Source organism: Pseudomonas sp. Leaf434 (assembly GCF_001425545.1).
In the GTDB taxonomy this organism is placed as follows: domain Bacteria; phylum Pseudomonadota; class Gammaproteobacteria; order Pseudomonadales; family Pseudomonadaceae; genus Aquipseudomonas; species Aquipseudomonas siliginis.
Window position 1 is genome coordinate 133,406 of the sequence record NZ_LMQZ01000011.1, and the last position, 22,628, is coordinate 156,033.

General features: G+C 61.1%; 23 protein-coding genes. 10 read left to right on the forward strand and 13 right to left on the reverse strand.

Features of this window, described 5'->3' with window-relative positions; genetic code table 11:
• The first annotated feature begins 220 nt into the window (after positions 1-220).
• Together ypfJ and ASG55_RS22720 are read left to right on the forward strand one after the other, a co-directional pair.
• The gene (gene ypfJ / locus ASG55_RS22715; protein ID WP_056790569.1) at positions 221-1,105 is read left to right on the forward strand and encodes a KPN_02809 family neutral zinc metallopeptidase; all 885 of its coding nucleotides are present in this window, start codon (positions 221-223) and stop codon (positions 1,103-1,105) included.
• The gene (locus tag ASG55_RS22720; protein WP_056790572.1) at positions 1,106-2,059 is read left to right on the forward strand and encodes an alpha/beta hydrolase family protein; all 954 of its coding nucleotides are present in this window, start codon (positions 1,106-1,108) and stop codon (positions 2,057-2,059) included.
• A gap of 133 nt (positions 2,060-2,192) precedes the next feature.
• On the opposite strand, the gene ASG55_RS22725 is transcribed toward ASG55_RS22720, so the two are convergent.
• From ASG55_RS22725 to ASG55_RS22735, 3 genes are all read right to left on the reverse strand, one after another.
• Complete coding sequence (locus tag ASG55_RS22725; RefSeq protein WP_056790576.1) at positions 2,193-2,786, reverse strand: HAD family hydrolase; 594 nt, start codon at positions 2,784-2,786, stop codon at positions 2,193-2,195.
• On the reverse strand, positions 2,783-3,652 hold the full coding sequence (tesB, locus tag ASG55_RS22730; protein ID WP_056790579.1) for an acyl-CoA thioesterase II: 870 nt from the start codon (positions 3,650-3,652) through the stop codon (positions 2,783-2,785). Before tesB ends, ASG55_RS22725 begins: the two co-directional genes overlap by 4 nt.
• Before the next feature lie 111 nt (positions 3,653-3,763).
• Entirely contained in the window at positions 3,764-4,333 is a 570-nt protein-coding gene (locus tag ASG55_RS22735; protein ID WP_024014420.1) for a GNAT family N-acetyltransferase, read from the reverse strand.
• A gap of 82 nt (positions 4,334-4,415) precedes the next feature.
• Here ASG55_RS22735 and ASG55_RS22740 point away from each other — a divergent pair, with 82 nt between their 5' ends.
• The gene (locus tag ASG55_RS22740) at positions 4,416-5,336 is read left to right on the forward strand and encodes a histone deacetylase family protein (RefSeq protein ID WP_056790583.1); all 921 of its coding nucleotides are present in this window, start codon (positions 4,416-4,418) and stop codon (positions 5,334-5,336) included.
• Between the two features lie 280 nt (positions 5,337-5,616).
• Positions 5,617-6,861, forward strand: a complete 1,245-nt coding sequence (locus tag ASG55_RS22745) for a TIGR03862 family flavoprotein (RefSeq protein ID WP_056790586.1) — start codon at positions 5,617-5,619, stop codon at positions 6,859-6,861.
• A 150-nt stretch (positions 6,862-7,011) separates the two neighbouring features.
• Here ASG55_RS22745 and ASG55_RS22750 read toward each other — a convergent pair whose 3' ends face one another.
• The gene (locus ASG55_RS22750; protein ID WP_041477749.1) at positions 7,012-8,352 is read right to left on the reverse strand and encodes a DEAD/DEAH box helicase; all 1,341 of its coding nucleotides are present in this window, start codon (positions 8,350-8,352) and stop codon (positions 7,012-7,014) included.
• Positions 8,353-8,404: 52 nt separating this feature from the next.
• Complete coding sequence (gene yedA, locus ASG55_RS22755) at positions 8,405-9,340, reverse strand: drug/metabolite exporter YedA (protein ID WP_056790588.1); 936 nt, start codon at positions 9,338-9,340, stop codon at positions 8,405-8,407.
• A 162-nt stretch (positions 9,341-9,502) separates the two neighbouring features.
• Between yedA and ASG55_RS22760 the strand changes: the two genes are divergently transcribed.
• Positions 9,503-9,955 (forward strand): Lrp/AsnC family transcriptional regulator, encoded by a 453-nt coding sequence (locus ASG55_RS22760; RefSeq protein ID WP_056790591.1) that lies wholly within the window; start codon positions 9,503-9,505, stop codon positions 9,953-9,955.
• Positions 9,956-10,061: 106 nt separating this feature from the next.
• On the opposite strand, the gene ASG55_RS22765 is transcribed toward ASG55_RS22760, so the two are convergent.
• Positions 10,062-10,574: a BRO-N domain-containing protein gene (locus ASG55_RS22765; RefSeq protein ID WP_056790594.1), complete on the reverse strand. Its 513-nt coding sequence runs from the start codon at positions 10,572-10,574 to the stop codon at positions 10,062-10,064.
• A 445-nt stretch (positions 10,575-11,019) separates the two neighbouring features.
• Between ASG55_RS22765 and ASG55_RS22770 the strand changes: the two genes are divergently transcribed.
• The gene (locus tag ASG55_RS22770; protein WP_056790596.1) at positions 11,020-12,024 is read left to right on the forward strand and encodes a hypothetical protein; all 1,005 of its coding nucleotides are present in this window, start codon (positions 11,020-11,022) and stop codon (positions 12,022-12,024) included.
• 116 nt (positions 12,025-12,140) lie between these two features.
• Here ASG55_RS22770 and ASG55_RS22775 read toward each other — a convergent pair whose 3' ends face one another.
• The 3 genes from ASG55_RS22775 to ASG55_RS22785 all read right to left on the reverse strand — a co-directional run bounded on the left by ASG55_RS22775 (position 12,141) and on the right by ASG55_RS22785 (position 14,310).
• Positions 12,141-12,746, reverse strand: a complete 606-nt coding sequence (locus ASG55_RS22775) for a 3'-5' exonuclease (protein WP_024014425.1) — start codon at positions 12,744-12,746, stop codon at positions 12,141-12,143.
• A 35-nt stretch (positions 12,747-12,781) separates the two neighbouring features.
• Positions 12,782-13,261, reverse strand: coding sequence for a LabA-like NYN domain-containing protein (locus ASG55_RS22780; RefSeq protein ID WP_056790604.1), 480 nt, complete (start codon positions 13,259-13,261; stop codon positions 12,782-12,784).
• 287 nt (positions 13,262-13,548) lie between these two features.
• Positions 13,549-14,310 carry a DUF2076 domain-containing protein gene (locus ASG55_RS22785; RefSeq protein ID WP_056790607.1) on the reverse strand — a complete coding sequence of 254 codons (762 nt, stop codon included), beginning with the start codon at positions 14,308-14,310 and terminating at the stop codon, positions 13,549-13,551.
• A 177-nt stretch (positions 14,311-14,487) separates the two neighbouring features.
• On the opposite strand from ASG55_RS22785, the gene ASG55_RS22790 reads away from it, so the two are divergent.
• Positions 14,488-15,162 (forward strand): YciC family protein, encoded by a 675-nt coding sequence (locus ASG55_RS22790; protein WP_016773061.1) that lies wholly within the window; start codon positions 14,488-14,490, stop codon positions 15,160-15,162.
• Positions 15,163-15,237: 75 nt separating this feature from the next.
• Positions 15,238-16,317: an endonuclease/exonuclease/phosphatase family protein gene (locus ASG55_RS22795; protein WP_056790609.1), complete on the forward strand. Its 1,080-nt coding sequence runs from the start codon at positions 15,238-15,240 to the stop codon at positions 16,315-16,317.
• 11 nt (positions 16,318-16,328) lie between these two features.
• Here the strand turns inward: ASG55_RS22795 and ASG55_RS22800 are convergent, their stop codons facing one another.
• The 3 genes from ASG55_RS22800 to hrpB form a co-directional block, all read right to left on the reverse strand.
• A complete protein-coding gene (locus ASG55_RS22800) occupies positions 16,329-16,754 on the reverse strand; it encodes a hypothetical protein (protein WP_052392144.1) in 426 nt (141 codons plus the stop codon).
• 13 nt (positions 16,755-16,767) lie between these two features.
• On the reverse strand, positions 16,768-17,340 hold the full coding sequence (locus ASG55_RS22805; RefSeq protein WP_041477744.1) for a hypothetical protein: 573 nt from the start codon (positions 17,338-17,340) through the stop codon (positions 16,768-16,770).
• 130 nt (positions 17,341-17,470) lie between these two features.
• Positions 17,471-19,990 (reverse strand): ATP-dependent helicase HrpB, encoded by a 2,520-nt coding sequence (hrpB, locus tag ASG55_RS22810; RefSeq protein WP_056790611.1) that lies wholly within the window; start codon positions 19,988-19,990, stop codon positions 17,471-17,473.
• Positions 19,991-20,100: 110 nt separating this feature from the next.
• Between hrpB and ASG55_RS22815 the strand changes: the two genes are divergently transcribed.
• Together ASG55_RS22815 and ASG55_RS22820 are read left to right on the forward strand one after the other, a co-directional pair.
• The gene (locus ASG55_RS22815) at positions 20,101-20,520 is read left to right on the forward strand and encodes a hypothetical protein (RefSeq protein WP_042610556.1); all 420 of its coding nucleotides are present in this window, start codon (positions 20,101-20,103) and stop codon (positions 20,518-20,520) included.
• A 13-nt stretch (positions 20,521-20,533) separates the two neighbouring features.
• Positions 20,534-21,430 carry a cation diffusion facilitator family transporter gene (locus tag ASG55_RS22820; protein WP_056790613.1) on the forward strand — a complete coding sequence of 299 codons (897 nt, stop codon included), beginning with the start codon at positions 20,534-20,536 and terminating at the stop codon, positions 21,428-21,430.
• On the opposite strand, the gene ASG55_RS22825 is transcribed toward ASG55_RS22820, so the two are convergent.
• Positions 21,424-22,362: a DUF6515 family protein gene (locus tag ASG55_RS22825; RefSeq protein WP_056790614.1), complete on the reverse strand. Its 939-nt coding sequence runs from the start codon at positions 22,360-22,362 to the stop codon at positions 21,424-21,426. The genes ASG55_RS22820 and ASG55_RS22825 overlap by 7 nt on opposite strands.
• Between the last annotated feature and the right edge of the window lie 266 nt (positions 22,363-22,628).

Below are 22,628 nucleotides of genomic sequence, written 5' to 3' on the forward strand. Positions count from 1 at the left end.
GTGTGCAACATCACAGACTGCCGTCGAAACAGCGGGTTCATGAATTCAACGGAAGAAATTCCACTCGGGATTGAATTCACGGCCCGCTCGACCGTCAATACCAGGCCCGCACCATGTGGGCGCGTGTGCATGGACGGACGACCGGACTGGCGCCACACTCACACAGCGGCAACACTCATCACCAGCAGATTCATCACCGGCAATAAAAGAGGATTCCCACATGCTATGGAAAAAAGGCCGACGCAGTGACAACGTCGTCGACGCCCGGGGTGATGATGCCGGCGGTGGCGGCGGCATGCGCTTCGGTGGCGGCAAGGGCCTGAGCCTGACGGCCATCGTGCTGATCGTCGGCATCGGCTGGCTCACCGGCCAGGACCCGCTGCAGATCCTCGGCCAGTTGACCGGCCAGATGGAACAACCGGCGCCCACCTCGCAAACCCGTCAGGCACCGCCGGCCAATGATGAACAGGCTGAATTCGTCCGCTCGATCCTCGGCGACACCGAAGACACCTGGGGTCCGATCTTCCAGCAGGCCGGACGCCAATACAAAGACCCGACACTGGTGCTGTTCAGCAATCGAGTGAACTCCGCGTGCGGCATGGCCACTTCTGCCACCGGCCCGTTCTATTGCCCGGCAGACCAGAAGGTCTATCTGGACATGGCGTTCTTTCAGGAAATGTCGCAGCGCTTCAAAGCCGCCGGCGATTTCGCTCAGGCTTACGTGATTGCGCACGAAGTCGGCCACCATGTGCAGACGCTGCTGGGCGTCTCAGCGAAGATGCAGACGGCGCGTCAGCAAGGCCGGCAAATGGAAGGCGACGGCGGCTTGCTGGTTCGTCAGGAATTGCAGGCCGACTGTCTCGCCGGCGTCTGGGCATACAACGCGCAAAAACGCCTGAACTGGCTGGAGCCCGGCGACATCGAAGAAGCCTTGAACGCCGCCAACGCCATCGGCGATGATCGCTTGCAGCAACAGGGCCAGGGCCGTGTGGTCCCGGACTCGTTTACCCACGGTACGTCAGCGCAAAGGGTGCGCTGGTTCAAAACCGGATTCGCGCAAGGCCAGGTAAGCCAGTGCGACACCTTCGCGGCGAAAACCCTGTAAATGCATAAATGGCTTGTGGCGTTACTGTTCATCGCCGGCACCGCGCAAGCGGCCGGCGTCGACGCGATCAGCCCCGGTCGCCTGCAACTCAAGGCCGGGGAAATGGCAGTGGGCATCGGCCCGGCACCTGAGAAGATCGAGCGGGTGCTGGTCGTCATTCACGGTCGCCTGCGCAACGCCGAGACCTACCGCAAAAGCGCGGAAAGCGCCGCCGAACTCGCCGGGCAGACCGCGCACACGCTGGTGATCGCTCCGCAGTTTCTCAATGAAAGCGACGTCACCCTGTATTCCTTGCCGCCGACGGTGCTGCGCTGGCAGGGCAACGAGTGGATGGGCGGCGGCTTGTCCAGCGGGCCAAATCCGCTGAGCTCCTACGCGGCGCTGGATGAAATCGTCGCGCGGGTCAGCGATCGCAAACAGTTTCCGGACGTGAAGCAGATCGTGATCTTCGGCCACTCCGGTGGGGGTCAGGTGGTGCAGCGTTACGCCCTGCTGGCCAAGGATCAGCCAGCGCTCAAGGCCAACGGCATTCGCTTGCGCTATGTAGTGGCCAATCCTTCTTCTTATGCGTACTTCAACGAGCAGCGGCCAGTGGCGTTCGACCACGCACAATGCCCGGGCTTCAATCGCTGGAAGTACGGCCTGTCGGACATGCCGGTGTATGCCGGCGGGCAAACGCCGTTGCAGGTCGAGAGCGCTTACGTCAAACGCGAGGTGATTTATCTGCTCGGGCAGCAGGACGTCGACCCGGAACATCCGGCGCTGGACAAGAGCTGCGCGGCCGAGGCGCAAGGGGCTTACCGCTTGATGCGCGGGAAGCTGTATTTCGGCTATTTGCTGCGCCGCCATCCTGAGGGGGTCAATCAGCGGCTGGTGGAGGTGCCTGGGGTCGGGCATGACGGGGATGGCATGCTGACGTCGGCGGAGGGGCAGAAGGCTTTGTTTGATCAGTGAGTTTTCTAATGAATCCACCGGCCCCTTCGCGAGCAGGCTCGCTCCCACATTTGGAATAAATGCCACACTCGGAATGCATTCCCCTGTGGGAGCGAGCCTGCTCGCGAAGGCGTCCGATCAGACAACAACGATCTCAGGCCTGCAGCATCCGCCGCAACTCGACACAATCCTTCGCATGCCAATCGGTCAACTCCGGCCACGGGTTATCCGGCAGGTTCACCAACACCGTCCGCGCCCCCGCTGCTCGACCGCAATCCAGATCAAAGCGGTAATCGCCGACCATCACCATGTCACTGGCCGGCACTTGCCAGGCCTCGGCCAGTTTCAGCAAACCGCCCGGATGCGGCTTCGGCGGTGCTTCGTCGCGACCCAGCACATCCTCGACCGCGAAGCAGTCGGCCAGGCCGATCGCCTCCAGCGTCACGTGCGCCAGCTCCCGCGCATTGCGCGTGAGAATGCCGAGGCGATAACCGCGCGCATGCAGGTCGCGCACCAGCTCCACCGCGCCGGTGGCCGGGGTCGAGCCCAGCGCCAGATCGCGTTCATGCTCGAGCAACCAGGCATGCTTGGCCGCTGCTTCATCCGCTGGCAATGCAGCGAGGTGGGTGAGGATGTCATCCTCCGGCGGAATCGCCAGTGCCACCCGAATCGCCGCGAAATCATGCACGGCGACAGTCAGCGTGCCGTCCATGTCGAACACCCAATGACGAACCTCGGTCAGGCTCATGCCCAGTCCTTGCGATGGCGGATCAGACCTTCCTGAGTCACCGAAGCGACCAGTTGCCCGGCACGGTTGAACACGCTGCCACGGGAAAAACCACGGGAGTTGCCGGCCCACGGGCTGTCCATCGCGTAGAGCAACCAGTCATCGGCGCGCAGATCATTGTGGAACCACAGCGCGTGATCAAGGCTGGCGACCTGCATGTCCTTCTGCCAGACCGACTTGCCGTGGGGCAGCATCGAAGTGGTCAGCAGGCCGAAGTCCGAGGCATACGCCAGCAGGTATTTGTGCAGCGCCGGGATGTCGGCCAAGGCGCCGTCGGCGCGGAACCACACATATTTGATCGGATCGGCCGGTTGCGGGTTGTACGGATCCTTTTCGGTGACCGGGCGTACTTCGATCGGTTTCGGACACAGCAGTTTTTCACGCATGTGCTCCGGAATCAGGTGCGCACGCTGCTGGATCAGTTCCAGCTCCGAGGGCAGGTTTTCCGGGCCGACCACCACGGGCATCTGGCCCTGATGCTCGAAACCTTGTTCGTCGTACTGAAACGAAGCGCTGCACGTGAAGATCGGGTGGCCCTTCTGGATCGCCGTCACGCGGCGAGTGCTGAAGCTGCCGCCATCACGCACGCGATCAACCGAATAGACCACCGGCAACTTGGCATCGCCCGGGCGCAGGAAATAACCGTGCAGCGAGTGCACATGACGCGCCTCTTCCACCGTCTGACTGGCCGCCGACAGCGACTGGCCGAGCACCTGACCGCCGAACAACTGGCGGAACCCCAGATCCTGGCTGCGGCCACGGAACAGGTTTTCTTCGATCGGTTCCAGGGTCAGCAGATCGACCAGATCTTCCAGCACTTGGCTCATTCAGACTCTCCTCACACAAAGCAATGGCCGCGCAGTCTTGGCTGCGGCGGACGATTCAGGTTCTGGCACGGGCCAAATACGATGGCGGCCATTGTAAACGTCCGTGTCGGCTTATTCATGCAAGGTTTGCAGCCATTGTTCGCGGCTGATGCGATACAGAACATGGCGGCGCAACGGGTGATCGAGCGCAAGCTTGGGGTGATCGAAATCATCCTGCGGATCGTGATGCATGCCGATCGCCTGCATGACCTTCTCCGACTGCGCGTTCTGCCCGGCGGTAAACGAGACGATTTCCTCCAGTTTCAACTGGTCGAAACCGGCGCGCAGTGCGGTCCACGCCGCTTCGCTGGCGTAACCCAGGCCCCAGTGTTCCTTGGCCAGACGCCAGCCGATCTCCACCGCCGGGGTGAACGGCGCATCGAAGCCGACCACGCCCAACCCGGTAAAACCGATGAACTCGCCCGTGTCCTTGCGCTCCAGCGCCCACAGGCCAAAGCCGTGCTCGGCAAAATGTCCGCGCACGCGGCCGATCAATGCGGCACTTTCGAGCCGGGTCAACGGTGCCGGAAAGTAGCGCATCACCTGCGGATCGGCGCACATCGCGGCGAATGCCGGCAAATCCTCGTCCTGCCATTGACGCATCAATAACCGCGCGCTTTGCAGCTCCAGTATCGGCTCCATCGTCCCCTCCATTTCCATGCCGTTGAGTCTACATCGCTGGTAGGATCGTTCATTCTTTCCCAGGTTCTGCGCGAAACAAGCCATGCCTTTGCCGTTGATCTATCACGAAGACTACAGCCCCGAGTTTCCTGCGGAGCACCGCTTCCCCATGGACAAGTTTCGTCTGTTGCGCGATCACCTGGTCGACAGCGGCCTGACCCGCGACGCCGACCTGCTGCGCCCGCAGATCTGCCCCAACGACATCCTCGCCCTCGCCCATGACCGCAGCTATATCGAACGCTACATGAGCGGCGAGTTGTCCCGCGAAGACCAACGGCGCCTCGGCCTGCCGTGGAACGAAGCGCTGGCGCGACGCACCGTGCGTGCAGTGGGCGGTTCGATCCTCGCGGCAGAGCAAGCCCTTGAGCATGGTCTGGCCTGTCATCTGGCCGGCGGCACCCATCACGCTCACTACGATTACCCTGCCGGCTTCTGCATCTTCAATGACCTGGCGATCATCAGCCAGTACCTGTTGCAGAGCGGCCGGGTCAATCGCGTACTGATCTTCGATTGCGACGTGCATCAGGGCGACGGCACCGCGCGGATTCTCCACGACACGCCGGAGGCGATTACCGTTTCCCTGCACTGCGAGAAGAATTTTCCCGCACGCAAGGCAGAAAGTGACTGGGACATTCCGCTGCCCAAAGGTATGGGCGATGCCGACTATCTGCAGGTGGTCGATGACACGCTCAATTACCTGTTGCCGCTGTATCAACCGGATCTGGTGCTCTACGACGCTGGCGTTGATGTGCACAAGGACGATGCCCTCGGTTATCTGCAACTGACCGACGAGGGCGTAGCCGAGCGTGATGAACGGGTGATGCGCCACTGCCTGGGCCGCGACATCCCGGTGGTCGGGGTGATCGGCGGCGGCTACAGCAAGGATCGCCACGCCCTCGCCCGCCGCCACGGCATCCTCCATCACAGCGCGCAACGGGTCTGGGATTCACACGGCTGTCATTGAAACGTGCTGCGTTACCCACAATCGCTGTGGAACTGGCTGTGGATAACCTGAGTGAAAGGGACTGCAGGCCATGCTGGGCAAGGCGCCCAGCGCACTGTTTGTTTTTTAACCAGCCTCGAAATACACCGCAGCCCCGGTGGGAGCGAGCCTGCTCGCGAAAGCTTTAGCACCCGCAACTTCTAATTGACTGACAGACCGCGTTCGCGAGCAGGCTCGCTCCTACAGGGGTTCAGCGCTGTTAGAATGCGCGCCTTGTCCCGCCACACCGCAGCGCACGCCCATGACCCAGAACTCCGCCCCCGCAAACACCCACGTCGCTATCATCGGCGGTGGCCCCGCCGGCCTGATGGCCGCCGAAGTGCTGAGCCAGGCCGGAATCCGCGTCGACGTGTACGACGGCATGCCCTCGGTCGGGCGCAAGTTCCTGCTGGCCGGAGTCGGCGGCATGAACATCACCCACTCCGAAGCCTACCCGGCATTCCTCTCCCGCTACGCTGAACGCGCACCGCAGATCGCCCCGCTGCTGCGCGCATTCGATGCCGATGCCTTGTGCCAGTGGATTCACGATCTGGGCATCGAAACCTTCATCGGCAGCTCCGGCCGCGTGTTCCCCACCGACATGAAAGCCGCGCCACTGTTGCGCGCCTGGCTCAAGCGCCTGCGCGACAGCGGCGTAGTTATCCACACCCGCCATCGCTGGCTCGGCTGGGACGCAAGCGGTGCACTGCGCATCGCCAGCCCGCAAGGCGAAATCAGCGTAAACCCCGACGCCACCCTGCTCGCCCTCGGCGGCGGCAGTTGGGCGCGCCTGGGCTCGGATGGCGCGTGGATGTTGCCGCTGGAGCAGCGCGGCGTGGATCTGGCACCGTTGCAGCCAAGCAATTGCGGCTTCGAGGTGCAGGCCTGGAGCGAGCTGATGGTGAGCAAATTCGCCGGCGCGCCGCTGAAAAACATTGCCATCGGTTTGAACGACGACATCCCGCGCTTGGGCGAATGCGTGATCACCGCGACCGGCATTGAAGGCAGCCTGATCTATGCGCTGTCGGCGCCGATTCGTGAGGAAATCAATCGCTATGGCGCAGCGGTTATCCACATCGACCTGCTGCCGGGCCGGCCTGTGGATAAATTACAGGCGGCGCTGAGCAAACCACGCGGCTCGCGCTCAATGGCCAAGCATCTGCACAGTCAGGTGGGGATTGATGGGGTTAAAGCAGCGTTGTTGCGCGAGCTGACCGATGCCGAAACATTCGCCGATCCGGCGCTGTTGGCCCGAGCGATCAAAGCGTTGCCGCTGACTCTGGTGAAAACCCGTCCGCTGGATGAAGCGATCAGCAGTGCCGGTGGCGTAAGGTTCGAAGCGATGGATGAGCGCTTGATGCTCAAGGCGCTGCCGGGGGTGTTTTGTGCGGGCGAGATGCTCGACTGGGAAGCGCCGACCGGAGGCTATTTGCTGACCGGGTGTTTTGCCAGTGGGCGGGCGGCTGGGCTGGGAATCGTGCAGTGGCTTAAGCACAAACCCCTGTAGGAGCTGACGAGTGAAACGAGGCTGCGATCTTTTGATCTTCAAAAATCAACATCAAAAGATCGCAGCGTTCCGCAGCTCCTACAGGGAAACGCATTCCCAATGTGGGAGCGAGCCTGCTCGCGAAGACGTCCTTACAAACGCTTCATCAAATCACGGCTTGCGCTTGCGCGGTCCGGTATTGAACACCGGCACTTTGCGCACCGGCTTGATCGATGGCTCCGGTGCCGAGGTCTCGCCGCTGTCGACCCACTTGCCCAGATTGCGTTTACCACCGCCACCGCCCGACGCTTTCGGCTTCTTCGGCTTCTTCGGCTTCTTGATCACCTGACCGCTGGCATCGGTGTCCGGCACGCGGTGCTCGGGCTCGAAATCCGGTTCGTTCTGGCGCTTCAGGTTCTGCCGCGTCAGCATTTCGATGGCCGAGAGCATGTTCACTTCATCGGCACACACCAGCGAGATCGCCTCACCAGTGGCACCCGCGCGGCCAGTCCGGCCGATGCGGTGAATGTAATCCTCGGCCACGATCGGCAGATCGAAGTTGACCACCAGCGGCAGGTCTTCGATGTCCAGACCACGGGCGGCAACGTCGGTCGCCACCAGAATCTGCACTTCGCTGAGCTTGAACCGGTCCAGCGCGCGCTGGCGCGTAGCCTGCGGTTTGTCGCCATGGATGCCGTCAGCATTCACACCGAGGCCCTGAAGTTTTTCCACCAGCGCATCGACGCCGTTGCGGGTCTTGGCGAACACCAGCACCTGCTTCCACTTGTTCTTGCGCATCAGGTGCACGAACAGTTCGGCCTTGCGCTTCTTGTCTACGGTGACGATCCACTGCTTGACCGTGTTGGCAGCGACGTTGCGCGGGCTGACTTCGACGCTCAAAGGATCATTGAGCATCTGCCCGGCAAGCAGGCGGATGTCATCGGAGAAGGTCGCGGAAAACAGCAGGGTCTGGCGTTTTTTCGGCAGCATGCGGTAAATGTTCGCCAGTTCTTCGGAGAAGCCCAGGTCGAGCATACGATCGGCTTCATCCAGCACCAGCGTTTGCAGTTGATCGAGTTTCAGCGCGTTCTGGCGGAACAGGTCGATCAAACGGCCGGGTGTGGCGACCAGCACATCGACGCCGCCGCGCAGCTTCATCATCTGCGGGTTGATGCTGACACCGCCATACACCGCGTAAGTACGCAGCGGCAGGTTTTCCGCGTACTGGCGCACGGCTTCGTGGACCTGCTCGGCCAGCTCGCGGGTCGGCACCAGAATCAGCGCACGCGCCGAATTGGCGGTGACTTTCGGCCCTTCCATGGTCAGCAACTGCAACAGCGGCAAAGCGAAACCGGCAGTTTTACCGGTGCCGGTCTGGGCCGCTGCCATCAGGTCGCGACCGGCCAGCACCGCCGGAATGGCTTGCGCCTGCACCGGCGTCGGGGTCTGGTAGCCGAGCGTCTCGAGGGAGCGCAGCAAGGGTTCGATCAGGCCAAGGGAGGCGAAAGTCATGGGAGTACCGTAGGAAAAAATGACGCGGGGATGCAATGCCGCGCAGTTTACCCTAATTCGTACGCGCTTCCGTCGGAACGGCTTTCGCCTCTTCGACCGGAAGCTGCGGCGGTCGACGCCACTGCGGCAGGCTGATCAGCAGCACAGCGCTGATGATCACCAGCATCGCCAGCGCTTCTTCGATGCCGATGGTCTCGCCGACAAACACCACACCGAGCAACACCGCCACCGCCGGGTTGACGTAGGCATAACTGGTCGCCGCCGCTGGGCGCACGTGTTTGAGCAGATACATGTAGGAATTGAAGGCGATGATCGAGCCAAAGAAGATCAGATAGGCCAGCGCCAGCCACCCTTCGAGCGGCGGCATGGCTTGCAGGTGCTCGCCACTCAGCGCACTGCCGATCAGCAAGACCACGCCGCCGACGAGCATTTCCACCGCACTGGCCATCGCCCCTGCTGGCAGCGGCAGATGCTTGCTCCATACCGAACCGAACGCCCAGCTCGCCGCCGCGAAGATCAGCAACATCGCGCCGAGCGGGCTCGATTGCAGGTTGGACCCCATGTTGAGCATGGCGATGCCAATAATCCCCAACGCCACACCGGCCCACTCCAGCCGCGTATTGCGCGCGCCCCAGAAGTAGCCGAACAACAAGGTGAACAGTGGCACCGTCGCCACCGCCAGCGCAGCAACACCTGAAGCCACCCCGGTGTGCTCTGCCACGCTGACCGCGCCATTACCAAAACTGAGCAGCAGAATGCCGACCAGCCCCGCCGCTTTCCACTGCGCCCAGGTCGGCGCCGCAGCCCCGCGCCAGCGCAGCCAGGCATACATCAAGCTGCCGGCAATGACAAAGCGCACCCCGGCCAGCAACAGCGGCGGCCAGTATTCGACGCCAATGCGAATCACCAGATAGGTCGATCCCCAAATCACGTACAACGCAAAAAACGCAGCGATCAACGGCAGGGAAAAACGGCGCAAGGCAGGCATGGGCAGCTCGACAGTCAGGCTCGGTGGATGGATTATTCTAGAAAGGCGCACGAGCAAAAATAAGTTACAAAACCTGTTTTTAGCGCCGGTACACTTTGGAAAACACGGAGATCGCCGAGTTAAGCCGCGATTTCGAAAGTCTGGCCATTTCAGGAGTTCGCCTTGGACAAATACGACCGCATGCTGCTCGGCGCACTTCTGGAAAACGGCCGCGCGTCTTACGCTGATCTGGCGCGCAAGATTAACCTCTCAGCCCCCGCCGTCGCCGAACGCGTGGCCAAACTAGAAGCGGCCGGAGTGATCACCGGTTATCAAGCAAAAATCGATATGGCGAAAATCGGCCTGCCGATCCAGTGCGTGATCGAACTGCGCCTGAACCAGCACGGCAACCAGAAGGCCTACGATGAACTGATCAAAATCCCGCAGATCACCGAATGCCATCGGGTCACCGGCGACCCGTGCGTGATCATGCAAGCGGCGGTGGCCTCGATGCCGAAGCTGGAAGAGTTGATCGATCGGGTGGCGCAGTTCGGGTTCAGCAAGACGTCGATTGTGCTTTCAAGCGCAGTCGAAAAGCGTGTGCCGTTGGGACACATCGAAGGCAACGGTAAATAATCAGGCACACCGAAAAGATTAATGTGGGAGCGAGCCTGCTCGCGAAGGCGGTGCATCAATCAATACAAAGCTGACTGACACACCGCCATAGCGACCAGCCGAATATTCAACCGTAACTGAGGCCCTCCTCGGTCAGCAAATACGGCATATCCCGCATACGGATCCAAGGCTCATTGCGCCAATGCAGGAGCCTCACCGTTTCTCCGGCACACGCGAGTAAACGCAAATGCGGGTCTGCAACCGACTTGGCGTCCTGCCGAAGCAAGGGCACGACCTGATGCGTAAGCCATTGGCGAAGGTGTCGGTTCTCAGGGGAGTAGTGGTAGATCAGCATCGAATAGACGCCGGACTCACTCAGCATCAAAGCGTTGTCAACACCTTCATGCCCAGACAGATGCATCATCTGCCTCTGATCCTCATCCAGCTTGAGCACTTGCCGTGCATTGATTTCCAGCCCCATGAGACGACCGATGTCTCGGGCACAGAACCAAGCCTCCGCATGCTGCAGAGTGGCCCGCAGTTGAATGTGATGACGGATGAATAATTGGGGCTGTATGAGCGGCTCACGAGAGAATGCTGAATCGAAATTTTCTGAGTGCGTGGGGACAACCTTGACCATGACAAATCTCCTTAAAACATCGGAGCTGCCCGCATCACTTGCAGATGATGGGTGGCAGCTGTGCGCGGGTCTGCAAGACCGAGTAGGAGACCTCGGCAGACCAGAAGGTCTCCCGCACACAGCTACCATAAATCGATAGTCGCCAATTGAAGCGACGCGATTATAGGTTTGCCAGTGGTCTCCTAACAAACTATCGGCGGGCTTGCAGTCCCGATCGCTGAATTTGCAGCGACGCACAGAGGTTAACGGCAGGGTTATCTAGGCTCAAGACGGATTCCCCCTAAACTTCAGTAGGATGCTTCGCCGAGCCATACACGTAATTAAACAAACTGATTACGGGAGACTTTTGTTCGATGGACGCCACCCAGCGCAGCAGCTAATGTCCTGAACATGCCGAGAATTGACCGTTCTCAAATAAACCGATGGACATGAAAGGAGTTCAAAAATGACTTGGAAGGGAACCCTACGCTCAATGCAGGCATCAGCGAGAAGAGCAGAGCGCAACTCAAAACGGCGACAAAGGGAATTGGAGGTGCGTCAGAAAGAATTCGAAAAAATGGAGGTCCTTGAGCAGGCCGCCTACGAAGTTGAGGTCTACGAAAATCACATAGATTTGTTGCTGTCTGTGCATAAAGACTGCGGCGAAAGGATCGACTGGAGTGAGTTCGCAAATCAACCTCCACCGATAAAACCAGCCGCACTAAATGCTCATGAAAACCAAGCGAGGGCGAAACAGGCCAGCTATAAACCTGGCTTCATTACGCGCACTTTGAAACTTGAGGCCAGACAGCGTAAAAAACTGGAATACGCTATTCAAGCAGCGGTTGCCAAAGACACGCAGCAGTTGGCTCAAGAAATAGCGGAGTGGGAAAACGAGTATCAGGATTGGAAAATAGATCACGAACTCGCGCTAGGAATTCTCGCGGGCAATGGCCAATCGAAAATTGATGCAGTTCTGCGCGTGAACCCGTTCACGGATATTTCCCACTTGGGCACGTCAATTAATTTCTCGGTCGCAGATAACGGCATTCTCGAATGCACACTCTCGGTACACGGGACCAAAGTGATCCCTCAAGACATCAAGTCGCTACTACAGAGTGGAAAACTGTCGGTGAAAAAAATGCCGATCAGTAAATTTAATGAGCTGTTACAGGACTACGTATCCAGCTGCGTTCTGCGTGTGGGTCAAGAACTGCTAAATATTCTTCCCGAACACCTCGTCATCGTTACGGCCGTTGACTTACTCCTCAACTCCGCGACCGGCCACTTAGAGGATCAGCCCATCCTCAGCGTCGCTATTTCTCGCGAGACACTGTCCAAGCTCAACATGCAAAGCATCGATCCATCAGACTCGATGAAGAACTTTGTACACGCTATGAACTTCAAGAAAACGACAGGCTTCATGCCGGTAAGCAAGATCAATAGCCAGCAATTCAACAGTCTGGCTTAAAGCCGAACCCGCAGCCTTCGGCAGCTCCTAGAGGACATTTGATGTTCCAAAGTACACATCGTCTTATCCCATAATGGTTAAGGTGGTGTGTACAACACTCTGCAGTGGGCTAGGGATCAGCGATAACGCTGCAAATGCTCGCCAACTTTCGCTGCGGGGACTTTCTGCAATTTGCACAGCAGGTCGTGATTCAACTCGCGCACCCCGTGCTTGCCGCGCAACTCTTGCGCCAAATGCGCCATCAGATTGGCCGCCATCTCGGCGTCGGCCATGGCCCGGTGAGCCTGGCCCGTATGCGGCAACTGCGCGAACGTGGTGAGCGTGCCGAGCTTGTGATTCGGCGCCGCCGGCATCAGGCGCCGCGCCAGCAAAAGCGAACAGGCGAAGTTCTGCAAGCGTGTGCGTTTGATCCGCCCCAGTTCGAAATCCCAGAACTTCTGGTCGAACGAGGCGTTGTGCGCCAGCAACGGCGTGCAGCCGACGAATTCGTTGACCTCTTCCATCACCCGCTCGGCCGGCGGCGCGGTGCGCAGCATGGCGTTGCTGATGCCGGTCAGTTGCTCGATGAACGCGGGGACGCGCACGCCGGCGTTCATCAGGCTCTGGTAACGCTCGACGATGCGGCCGTTTTCCAGCATGACCACGGCGATTTCCGTGGCGCGGCAGCTGCTGTTCGGCGACAGGCCGGTGGTTTCAAAGTCGATGACTGCAATGCGTTCCAAACCGGGGTGTACTCCGTTCAAATCTATTGTTCAGCTCAGCTCTTGAGCAACAGTGCGCCTTCGATCGGCACGTAGCGGCTGGCGGCGCGGATCAGCGAGTTGGCGGTCAGGCCAGGGACGCCGTAGGCCACCGCTTGCACACCGTGCTTGTTGATGATGCGCTCGAGCAGCATGTCGAAATCGCCGTCACCGGAAGCCAGCACCACTTCGTCGACGTGGTCGGCGGCATCCATGATGTCCAGGGTAATGCCGACATCCCAGTCACCCTTGGCCGAGCCGTCGCTGCGCTGGATGTAGGGCTTGAGCTTCACGGTGAAGCCGAGGTTGCGCAGGATCTGCTGAAACTGCTGCTGCTTGCTGTCGCCACGGTCGATCGCGTAGGCGTAGGCCTCGACGATCTGCCCGTTCTTGCTGATGTCCGCCCACAATGCGGCGTAGTTGAAGTGGCAACCATAGGCCTGACGCACGGTGTAGTAGAGGTTCTGCACATCGGCGAACACTGCGATTTTTTTCACCGGAGTTCCTGTGGGCGCGCAAGCGCACGAAGCGGGGTCAGGCGATCAGGCCTGAAAAAGGCGCTCAGTATGCCAGCCAAGAGAAAGATTCAGCGAATAATCACCGGCTGGCGCCGAGGTGTCCCTGACAAACGGTGTTGTGGCGAGGGGATTTAGCGAAACGTCGCACCGCCCCGCTGGGCTGCGGAGCAGTCCTCGCTTCAATCAGGAAAAGCGGGGCTGCTGCGCAGCCCAACGGGGATAAATCCCCTCGCCACATGGGTCGATGTCAGCCTTGAAAGGCTATGTCAGACGAAAGAGTCGTCGTCATCGAAGAATGACGAATTGTCGCTGCTGTAATCGGCGTCGCTGAAACCGCCCTGGTCATTGCCCGAGAAGCCGTTGTCCACCACGCGCTGATCATCGCCCCAGCCGTTGTTGCTCTGGTCGGCGACCTGCGCCGGTTCTTCCTTGATGACCTCGACGATTTCTTCCGGTTGCTGATTGTGGTGGAACAGGCTGCTGATGCCCTGCGCCAGCATCACACCGCCGGCCACGCCAGCGGCGGTTTTCAGCGCGCCGCCGAGGAAGCTGTTGCCCGCCGCCGGGGCTGCCTGCTGCGCATAGTTGGGCGGCGCGGCGCCGAAGCTCTGTTGTGGCGCCGGTGCCTGGTAGCTCTGCTGCTGTGCCGGTTCACGCCAGCCGCCGGAGGACGACGGCGCTGCGCTCTGGCTCGGCGCCGGACGTGAATTGCCGCCACCAAAAATGCTCGACAGGAAGCCACCGCTACCGCTCGCTGCCGGTGCGCCACTCTGGGCCTTGGCCGATTGCAGCTCGGCCTGCAGGCGCTGGACTTGCTGGGTCAGTTGCTTGTTCTGCTCATCGAGGCTTTTCAGCGCGGCCTCTTGCACCAGAATCGCCTGGGTCATGAAATAACCTGCCGCCGGTTGGCGCGTCAGGTGTTCCTTGATCCGCGCCTCGGCCTGGGCGTCGCGCGGGGCTGCCTCCGTCTCGGCCTGTTGCAGCCGGGAAAACAGTCCATCGATCAGGGTTTGCTCTTCGCTGTTCATGGCGACCTCGTAGATTGCCGGTAATAACGTGCCCGCACCCACTCTGGGCGCGGTGCTCTCCTGTAATGGAGACAGTGACAAAACGTTTCAATGACCTTTACCGAATGTTTACGTTTGTGTCGCCCCGCGTTGCATCGGTTAAAGTGAGCCACTGTTTTCGACCTGCGATACCGACTGATGAATGCCCTCGAAGTACTGCGCGACTCTTTGTATTTTTTCAAACGCCATCTGGGCAGCATCGTGCAGTTGTGCCTGCCGCTGGTGATTGTCGAAGCTTTCTTGCAGCAGGCGGTCGATCACGCCACCGGGCCGGACACCTTCGCCGGAGTCAGCATCATCGTCGGCCTGCTGGTGTATCCGCTGTACACCGCCGCGCTGATCCTGTTTCTCGATGCGCGCAGCCGTGGCGAGTCGCCGCGCAACCGCGACCTGCTGGCGATGGCCGCAACCCTGTGGCCACGCTTCGCCGTGCTGACCGCGCTCAATACCTTGCTGATTCTGCTGGGCCTGTCGCTGTACTTCCTCCCGGGCCTGATGCTGATGGTCATGCTCGCCTTCGCTGAATACCTGTTGGTGCTGCGCGGGCTCGGGCCGTTGCAGGCGATGAAGGAAAGCCTGCGCCTGACGCGCGGGCACTTCTGGCGCATCCTGCTGTGCATTCTCTGCGTGATGACTCCGTTGTGGTTGCTCAAGGGCGCGACGCTGGCGGTGTACCCCGAACCGCAGAATCCGCTGATTGCCGGGCTGATCGACAGCGCTCACAGCTTTCTGCAACTGTTCACCAGTGTGGTGCTGTTCCGCCTGTTCATGCTGATCAGCGAATTGCCTGACAAACGTAACGGAGCGGTCTGACCGCGCCGTGCTTGGGCTTCGCGGCTGCCGTCAGGTATGCTCGGGGCCACTTCCTGTAACGCTATAAGCCGAGCCATGACCCGTCTGCTGCGCTACACCCTGCTTCTCGTCATCCTTGCCGTCGTCCTGTTCGGCGTACTGCTGTTCAGCCTGACCTGGCGCCCCGATGCCCGCGAAACCCTGCCGGTCCGTTGCAGCACCACGGCGCCGACGCTGGTGCCCGGGCAAGCACTGAAAGTCATGACCTGGAACGTGCAGTTCCTCGCCGGCAAGCGCTACGTATTCTGGAATGACCTGGCTCAGGGCGACGACGAAGCGCCGACCGCCGAAGACATGGCCTTCAGCCTCGACGAAGTGGCGCGGGTGATCCGCGACGAACAACCCGATGTGGTGCTGTTGCAGGAGCTCGACGACGGCGCCAAGGCCAGCGATTACCAGAACCAGCTCAAACTGTTGCAGGAACGTGTCGCCGATCTGTACCCGTGCAGCACCAGCGCCTTCGACTGGAAAGCCGATTTCGTCCCCGAGCCCCATATCTACGGCAGCGTCGGCCGCCAGTTGGCGACGTTGAGTCGCTATCGCATCGAACACGCCGAACGCCTGCAACTGCCCGTGGCCCCGAGCAACTTCATCAGCCGCCAGTTCCAGCCCAAAGATGCTTTGCTGGCAGTCAAACTGCCGCTCAGCGATGGCGGACAACTGACCGTATTCAACACACACTTGCAGCGGGCCAGCCAGGCAGACGGCAACGTGCAGGCGCAAGTCGCTGCCGTGGCCAAAGTGCTCGACAAGTATGAAAGCCAGGGCCTGCCCTGGCTGATCGGTGGCGATTTCAATCTGCTGCCGCTGGGCCAGTACCGACGCCTGCCCGCCGAGCGACGCACGCCCTACTCTGCCGACAGCGAACTGCATCTGCTGTGGGACAAGTACCCGATAATCCCGACCAACAACGAGGCCGGCGGCATCGACCGGGCCAAATGGCTGACCCATTACCCCAACGACCCCGGGCTCAACGGCCCGGATCGCACGGTCGATTATCTGTTCTACAGCCCGAAGCTCAAACGCCTGCAAGCACAGGTGCGGCAGGACGATACCTTGCGCATCTCCGACCACTTGCCGGTGATTGCGCGGTTCCTCCTGCCCGCTGCGCCCTGAGCGCTCTGCCCTTAGAAGCCGGGCGGAATGTAACCGGGGACAAACCGGACGCCCAGGCACTTGCCATGCAGGATTCGCCCGTCCTCGATCAGGAACTGTGCAATCTTCTTCTGTTGATCGATCTTCGCCTGCAATTTGCAATCGGAACTGTGCCCAACTTGCTGATAATGCTCGGTGTAGACCATGCCGTTGCCGGTATGGGTCATCGAAGTGCCAGCCGCTTCGGTGGTGGTCCAGCTCGCGGACTTGTACCAGGTCAGCACGGCCAAGGGTTCGCCATTTGGGCCGATTTCTTTTTTCATCGAATCAGGCGTGCCGAACAGGTCCAGTGCTTCCTGGAGATCGCGGCCTTCCCAGCGGCTCTGCGCGATAGTGCCACAACCGCTCAAGAGCAATCCTGCCACCAGGGTTGCCAGCCACAAACGTGTGTAAGTCATTGGATGCCCCGGCTTATTTCTTCAGTTCGAGCAGGCTGTCGATGTTGTCCATCATCTGGCTCTTTTGCTGAATCGGCGCGAGCTTGAAGAACATCTGCTGCAGCATCTCGATCATCTGCAGGTATTCCATCTTGCCCACGGCGGCCATGTCGTTTTTCGCGCGACTGCCCGGCGCACAGGCAAACTTAAGCGCCTGCTGGACCCAGAACTCCTTTGGGGTCTGCCATTGATTGGCAACTTTCAGATGACGCATGGTGTAGGCAAGACGCTCGATGGACTGGCCATTGATAAAACGCACCTTGCCCGTAGAGCATTGGGCTTCGAGGTTGTAGACGTCGATCATCGGTTTGCCCGGCTCTTCATACACCAGAGTCACCGCGACCATGGTTGCGCCTTTGGTTTTCTGCGAAGGCACGACCGAGGTGGCATCGGCGACGTACATGATGTTTTTCTGGGGCACGCCGTTGCCGTAGATAATCCACCAGTCGCCAATCGGGTTGGACTCTTCGGCCATTGCCGGATCAGAGGCGGCCAGCAGCGCAGCCGACAAGAAGATCAACTTCTTGAACTTGAAGAAAGAGCTCATGGGCAGTTCCGTTCCTTGGGCGCAAGTTGTCAGGCAACAAGGCTTGTTATTGTTCAGGCGGCGATTTTGCGAGCCTGAACAACCAAGGGCAATTAGCACGGATGGGCTAATGGCACGCAGCCATTGCGGGTCAGGTGCCCCGTGGTTTCGCCCGCGCCGTGGCTTCGGCGACCAAGGGATCGTCCGGCCAATAGTGCTTCGGATAACGCCCCTTCAGATCCTTCTTCACCTCGGCATAGGTGCTGCGCCAGAAGTTGGCCAGGTCCTGCGTGACCTGCACCGGTCGCCGCGCTGGCGACAGCAGATGCAGCTTGACCACTTGCCGGCCGCCGGCAATCCGTGGCGTATCGGCCAGACCAAACAGCTCCTGCAAGCGCACCGCGAGAATCGGTGGATGGTCGCTGTAATCCAGGCGAATCGATGAACCCGACGGCACGCTCAAATGATGCGGCGCCAGTTCGTCGAGCTTCTGCGGCAGCGGCCACGGCAGCAGATTGCGCACGATGCTCGACAGGTCGAGGTTGGCGAAATGGCTCAGCCGCGAGACCTTGCCCAGATACGGCATCAGCCAGTCTTCCAGGGTATTGAGCAGCGCTGCATCGCTGACATCCGGCCATTGGCTGTCGTCCTGAGTGCGCAGATCGAGCTGGCGCAACAGCGCCACCCGCGCCTGCCACTGGCGCAGTTCTGGCGTCCATGGCAGCAGCTCCAGACCCTTGCGCCGCACCAGATTGACCAGTGCCTGACTGCGCGCGTTTTCATCCAGACCGGTCAACGGTTCGCGGCTGAGAATCAGCTCGCCGACCTTGCGCTGGCGCTCGGCACGCAGCACGCCTTCGCGTTCATCCCAATCGAGTTGGTCGACGCTGCGCACTTGCTCGGTGAGCACCGAATCGAACAGCGCCGGATCGAAATCCGCCGCCAGATAGATACGTTCTTCGCGCTGGCCCTGACGGCTGCCGAGGTCGGCGATGACAATCCACTCATGCTTCATCAAGCTGTCGGCCTCAGCGAACAGCGCGGCGCGACCGTTGGCCAACCGGTATTCGGCACCCCCGGCACGCCGTTGCTGGGCGACGCGATCCGGGTAGGCCAGCGCCAATAGCGCGCCGAGCCAGCGTGGATGCTCGGCATCGCTGACCGGCTCGCTCGGCTTGCCGCGCAAGTAGCCGCGATATTGCCGAGCCAATTGCCGGGCACGTTGCACCCCGCCCTGCGCCCCACGGCCGGCACGTCCTTCGCCGGAAAGCAGAATCAATCGGCTGTGCAGATCCGCGCCAGCGCCGCGCAGGATATCGCGCTCGCCGAGCAGCGCCGCCACATCGCAGGCCATCGCCGCCAGCCCCAGCGCCTGACCGCGCAACAGCAAATGCGCAATGCGCGGATGCGCCGGCAGTTCAGCCATGGCCTGGCCGTGGGCCGTCAGCGTGTCACCGTGCAAGGCGCCGAGCCGTTGCAGCAGATCCTGCGCTTGCGCATACGCGGCGGCCGGGGGCACATCCAGCCAAACCAGTTCGCCCGGGGTCACGCCCCAGCGCCCCAGCTGCAAAGCGAGGCTGGCCAGATCCGCCGAGAGAATTTCCGCGCTGCCATAGGCCGCCAGTTGTTCGTGCTGATCCTGTGACCACAGGCGATAACACACGCCCGGCTCCAATCGCCCGGCGCGGCCGGCACGCTGGGTGGCGCTGGCCTTGGAGATGCGTTGAGTGTCGAGGCGGGTCATGCCGCTGCCCGGGTCGAAACGCGGCACCCGCGCCAGCCCGGCATCGATGACCACGCGCACGCCGTTGATGGTCAGGCTGGTCTCGGCGATGTTGGTTGCCAGCACCACTTTGCGCTGACCGGGCGGCGCCGGATCGATTGCCGCGCGTTGCGCATTGAGGTCGAGTTCACCGTGCAACGGGCACAGCAAGATGTCTTTGCGCTCGCCAATGGTGTCGGCCAATTGCTGATGCACGCGACGGATCTCCGCTTGCCCCGGCAGGAACACCAACAGGCTGCCGGTCTCGTCGTGCAGCGCTTCGAGCACGGTTTGGGTAACGCGTTGATCGATGTATTCCCCTGGTTGGAACGGCCGGCCCCAGCGCATCGTCACCGGGTACATGCGGCCTTCGCTGCGCAGGATCGGCGCGTCATCGAGCAACCCCGCCAGGCGCTCGCCTTCGAGGGTCGCCGACATCAGCAGAATCTTCAGCGGCTGTTCAGCGCGAAACAGCTCGCGACCGTTCAGACTGAGGGCCAGCGCCAGATCGGCGTCGAGACTGCGTTCATGAAATTCGTCGAAGATCAGTAAGCCCACACCCTCCAGCGCCGGGTCGTCCTGCAAGCGCCGGGTAAGGATGCCTTCGGTGACCACTTCGATACGGGTTTTCGGGCCGACTTTGCTGTCGAGGCGGATGCGATAGCCGACGGTTTCACCGACCTGCTCGCCGAGCTCGCTGGCCAAACGTTCCGCCGCTGCGCGCGCGGCCAGACGCCGTGGTTCGAGCATGACGATGGTCTGCCCGGCCAGCCAGGCTTCGTTGAGCAAGGCCAAGGGCACGCGGGTGGTCTTACCGGCGCCGGGCGGTGCTTCGAGCACGGCTTCGTGGCGTGACGCGAGGGCTTCACGCAGGGCGGGTAAAACATCATCGATCGGCAAAGAAATCATGCTGGCTCCCAAACAGAGCGGCGAGTATAACGACGAACTGTCTGACGTTCGTCAGGGTCTTAACTTCACAAGACGAAGCTTCGTTATTTGATGACTCAGGAGACATTTCCATGCGCTTACCCTCTCGCCTGATCGGCGGTGTTCTGGTTGCCACCCTGCTCACGCAACTGTCGGCGTGCGGTTCGATTTTCTACCCGGACCGCCGTGGCCAGATCGACGGCAAGATCGACCCGGCGATCGCCGTGCTCGATGCCGTCGGCCTGCTGTTCTACATCATTCCCGGGCTGATCGCGTTTGCCGTCGACTTCGCCACCGGGGCGATCTATTTCGAACCGGGCCACACCGCGCAGATCGATCCGGCCAAGCTCAAGCAAGCCATCGGCCCGGACGGTCAGGTCGACAATCACAAGTTGCAGGCGATTCTCGAGAGCGAACTGGGTAAAGACTTTCCTCTCGACGACCCGCGCCTGATCCAGCACAAGGGCAGCACTCAGCAACTGGCGATGTTCGGCCTGCAACCCGCCGCTTGAATAAGGACGTTCAATGACCTCCAGCCCCGAACACGCCCGCCTGCTGCGGCTGGCGACCCGTGCCTCGGTGGCGGTCGCGTGCACGCTGATCGTCGCCAAAGCGATTGCCTGGTGGCTCAGCGGATCGGTGAGCATGCTCGCCGGCCTCACCGACTCGGCGCTGGATGGCGTCACTTCAATGCTCAATCTGCTGGCGGTGCATTACGCCTTGCGTCCGGCGGATGACGATCACCGTTATGGCCACGGCAAAGCCGAATCGCTGGCGGGCATGGCGCAGGCGTTGTTCATCGGTGGCAGCGCGGTGTTGATCGCGTTTCAGGCCTACGAGCGCTTGCAGAAACCAGAGCCGCTTGGCGCGCCGTGGCTGAGCATCGGTGTGATCGTGTTTTCCCTGCTGCTGACGGCGGCGCTGCTGATGTTGCAGCACCGGGTGATCAAGCAGACCGGCTCCAACGCCGTGCGTGCCGACTCCCTGCATTACCGTTCGGACCTGCTGCTCAACGGCAGCATCCTGATCGCGCTGGTGTTGGCGGGAATGGGTTTTGCGCAACTGGACGCGTGGTTCGGGCTGGGGATCGCCGTGTACATTTTCTGGAGCGCGATTCAGATCGCCCGGGAAAGTTTTTCGGTGTTGATGGACGAGGAGTTGCCGACCGATGTCAGCCAGCACATGCTCGAACTGGCGTGCAGCGTGCCGGGGGTGCTCGGTGCGCATGACTTGCGCACGCGGATCTCGGGCAACCACTGGTTCGTGCAATTGCACCTGGAATTGCCGGGCGAACTGACCCTGTCAGTCGCCCATGGCATCAGCGATCAAGCGGCGGCGGCGATTCACAAGGAATATCCGAAGGCCGAGGTGCTGGTGCACGCCGACCCACAGGAAGTGGTGCTCGCCGCCCGCACTCAGTAATTGACTTGGTAACCGCGACTGCTCAGGCAGTTGCCCTGCGCCTGGCGATAGGCCTGAACCACTTCGGGTGCCGGTTGGTAGGTCGCGGTGCGCGGGTCGAAACCGCTTTGCTGCACCGCGTACTGCGAGCACTGGTAACCGTCCTGCTGCACCTGCTGCGGTGACTGGCCGTTGGCCGGGTAGGCTTCGACGTCATAGCCTTGAGATTGCGGTTGCGGCGGTTGCTGCAGCGGCGGCTCGACCACCACGTAATCCTGCGTCGCCTCTTGATAGGCGTAATACGAGCCGGCGGCGAGGAACAGCAGCGAGCCGCCGATCCACACTTCACGGGCGTAATCCGGCAAATACTGGATGCGGATCCCGCGCGGTGGCTGCACGACGATGTAGCGTGGGCCTTGCGGGCGATACCAATAGCCGCCGGAATAGAAGTAATCCTGACCGCGATACGGCACGCGGTAATCCCGATCCGGGAAACGATCGATCACATGGCCCGGACGATACTGCGGGCCAGGCCCCCAGCCATTGCCATGACCATTGGGCCGTCCCGGCCAGCGGTTGTCATCGGGACGCGGCCGCGTCTGCCACTGTTGATTGTGGTAACCGTTCTGCGGGCGCTCGTCGCGGTAGTAACCCTGACGCGGTTCCTGGGTCTGGTGCACGGCGTCGGGACGCGGCTGGATCGGCATGTTACTACCGGGCTGGCGAGGCGGTTGCGGACGCTCATCGGCACGGTTGCGGTTCTGCCATTGACCGTCATTGTTATGCGGCTGGCCGTTGTGCTCGAACTGACGGCTGTTGTCGCCACGGATGATCCCGTCGTTCTGCGGCCCGTTGCCCGGCCCACGAATCTGCGGCTCATCGGCCAGCGCTTGCGCACTGACACCCACACACAGCAAACCAACACCGGCCAGACGCCAGATGCGCGAATTCATGCTTTTCCTCACTGTGGGAGCCTGTCGTTGGCAGGGCTTGTTGCTGAGACTCGAAACAGCCCCATCGGGTTCTGCAACAGGTTATCAGTCGCGCGACTTATTTATTGAGGCGCCAACATGAAATCGCAGGCAAGAAAAAAGGGAGACCCGTCGGCCTCCCTTCTGGAGAACTTCGTCCTGGCTCGACGCTTTTGACGTCGGCTCACCTCACGCCGTCTTCTGGACAGTGTGCAGCTCGGGGGCCGGCACATCCCCGGTGGGGGTGG

Excerpts from the sequence above, each read along its gene's own strand:
- ypfJ (WP_056790569.1), top strand. The coding sequence starts at position 221 with ATGCTATGGAAAAAAGGCCGACGCAGTGACAACGTCGTCGACGCCCGG.
- ASG55_RS22720 (WP_056790572.1), top strand. The coding sequence starts at position 1,106 with ATGCATAAATGGCTTGTGGCGTTACTGTTCATCGCCGGCACCGCGCAA.
- ASG55_RS22725 (WP_056790576.1), bottom strand. The coding sequence starts at position 2,786 with ATGAGCCTGACCGAGGTTCGTCATTGGGTGTTCGACATGGACGGCACG.
- tesB (WP_056790579.1), bottom strand. The coding sequence starts at position 3,652 with ATGAGCCAAGTGCTGGAAGATCTGGTCGATCTGCTGACCCTGGAACCG.
- ASG55_RS22735 (WP_024014420.1), bottom strand. The coding sequence starts at position 4,333 with ATGGAGCCGATACTGGAGCTGCAAAGCGCGCGGTTATTGATGCGTCAA.
- ASG55_RS22740 (WP_056790583.1), top strand. The coding sequence starts at position 4,416 with ATGCCTTTGCCGTTGATCTATCACGAAGACTACAGCCCCGAGTTTCCT.
- ASG55_RS22745 (WP_056790586.1), top strand. The coding sequence starts at position 5,617 with ATGACCCAGAACTCCGCCCCCGCAAACACCCACGTCGCTATCATCGGC.
- ASG55_RS22750 (WP_041477749.1), bottom strand. The coding sequence starts at position 8,352 with ATGACTTTCGCCTCCCTTGGCCTGATCGAACCCTTGCTGCGCTCCCTC.
- yedA (WP_056790588.1), bottom strand. The coding sequence starts at position 9,340 with ATGCCTGCCTTGCGCCGTTTTTCCCTGCCGTTGATCGCTGCGTTTTTT.
- ASG55_RS22765 (WP_056790594.1), bottom strand. The coding sequence starts at position 10,574 with ATGGTCAAGGTTGTCCCCACGCACTCAGAAAATTTCGATTCAGCATTC.
- ASG55_RS22770 (WP_056790596.1), top strand. The coding sequence starts at position 11,020 with ATGACTTGGAAGGGAACCCTACGCTCAATGCAGGCATCAGCGAGAAGA.
- ASG55_RS22785 (WP_056790607.1), bottom strand. The coding sequence starts at position 14,310 with ATGAACAGCGAAGAGCAAACCCTGATCGATGGACTGTTTTCCCGGCTG.
- ASG55_RS22790 (WP_016773061.1), top strand. The coding sequence starts at position 14,488 with ATGAATGCCCTCGAAGTACTGCGCGACTCTTTGTATTTTTTCAAACGC.
- ASG55_RS22795 (WP_056790609.1), top strand. The coding sequence starts at position 15,238 with ATGACCCGTCTGCTGCGCTACACCCTGCTTCTCGTCATCCTTGCCGTC.
- ASG55_RS22800 (WP_052392144.1), bottom strand. The coding sequence starts at position 16,754 with ATGACTTACACACGTTTGTGGCTGGCAACCCTGGTGGCAGGATTGCTC.
- ASG55_RS22805 (WP_041477744.1), bottom strand. The coding sequence starts at position 17,340 with ATGAGCTCTTTCTTCAAGTTCAAGAAGTTGATCTTCTTGTCGGCTGCG.
- hrpB (WP_056790611.1), bottom strand. The coding sequence starts at position 19,990 with ATGATTTCTTTGCCGATCGATGATGTTTTACCCGCCCTGCGTGAAGCC.
- ASG55_RS22815 (WP_042610556.1), top strand. The coding sequence starts at position 20,101 with ATGCGCTTACCCTCTCGCCTGATCGGCGGTGTTCTGGTTGCCACCCTG.
- ASG55_RS22820 (WP_056790613.1), top strand. The coding sequence starts at position 20,534 with ATGACCTCCAGCCCCGAACACGCCCGCCTGCTGCGGCTGGCGACCCGT.
- ASG55_RS22825 (WP_056790614.1), bottom strand. The coding sequence starts at position 22,362 with ATGAATTCGCGCATCTGGCGTCTGGCCGGTGTTGGTTTGCTGTGTGTG.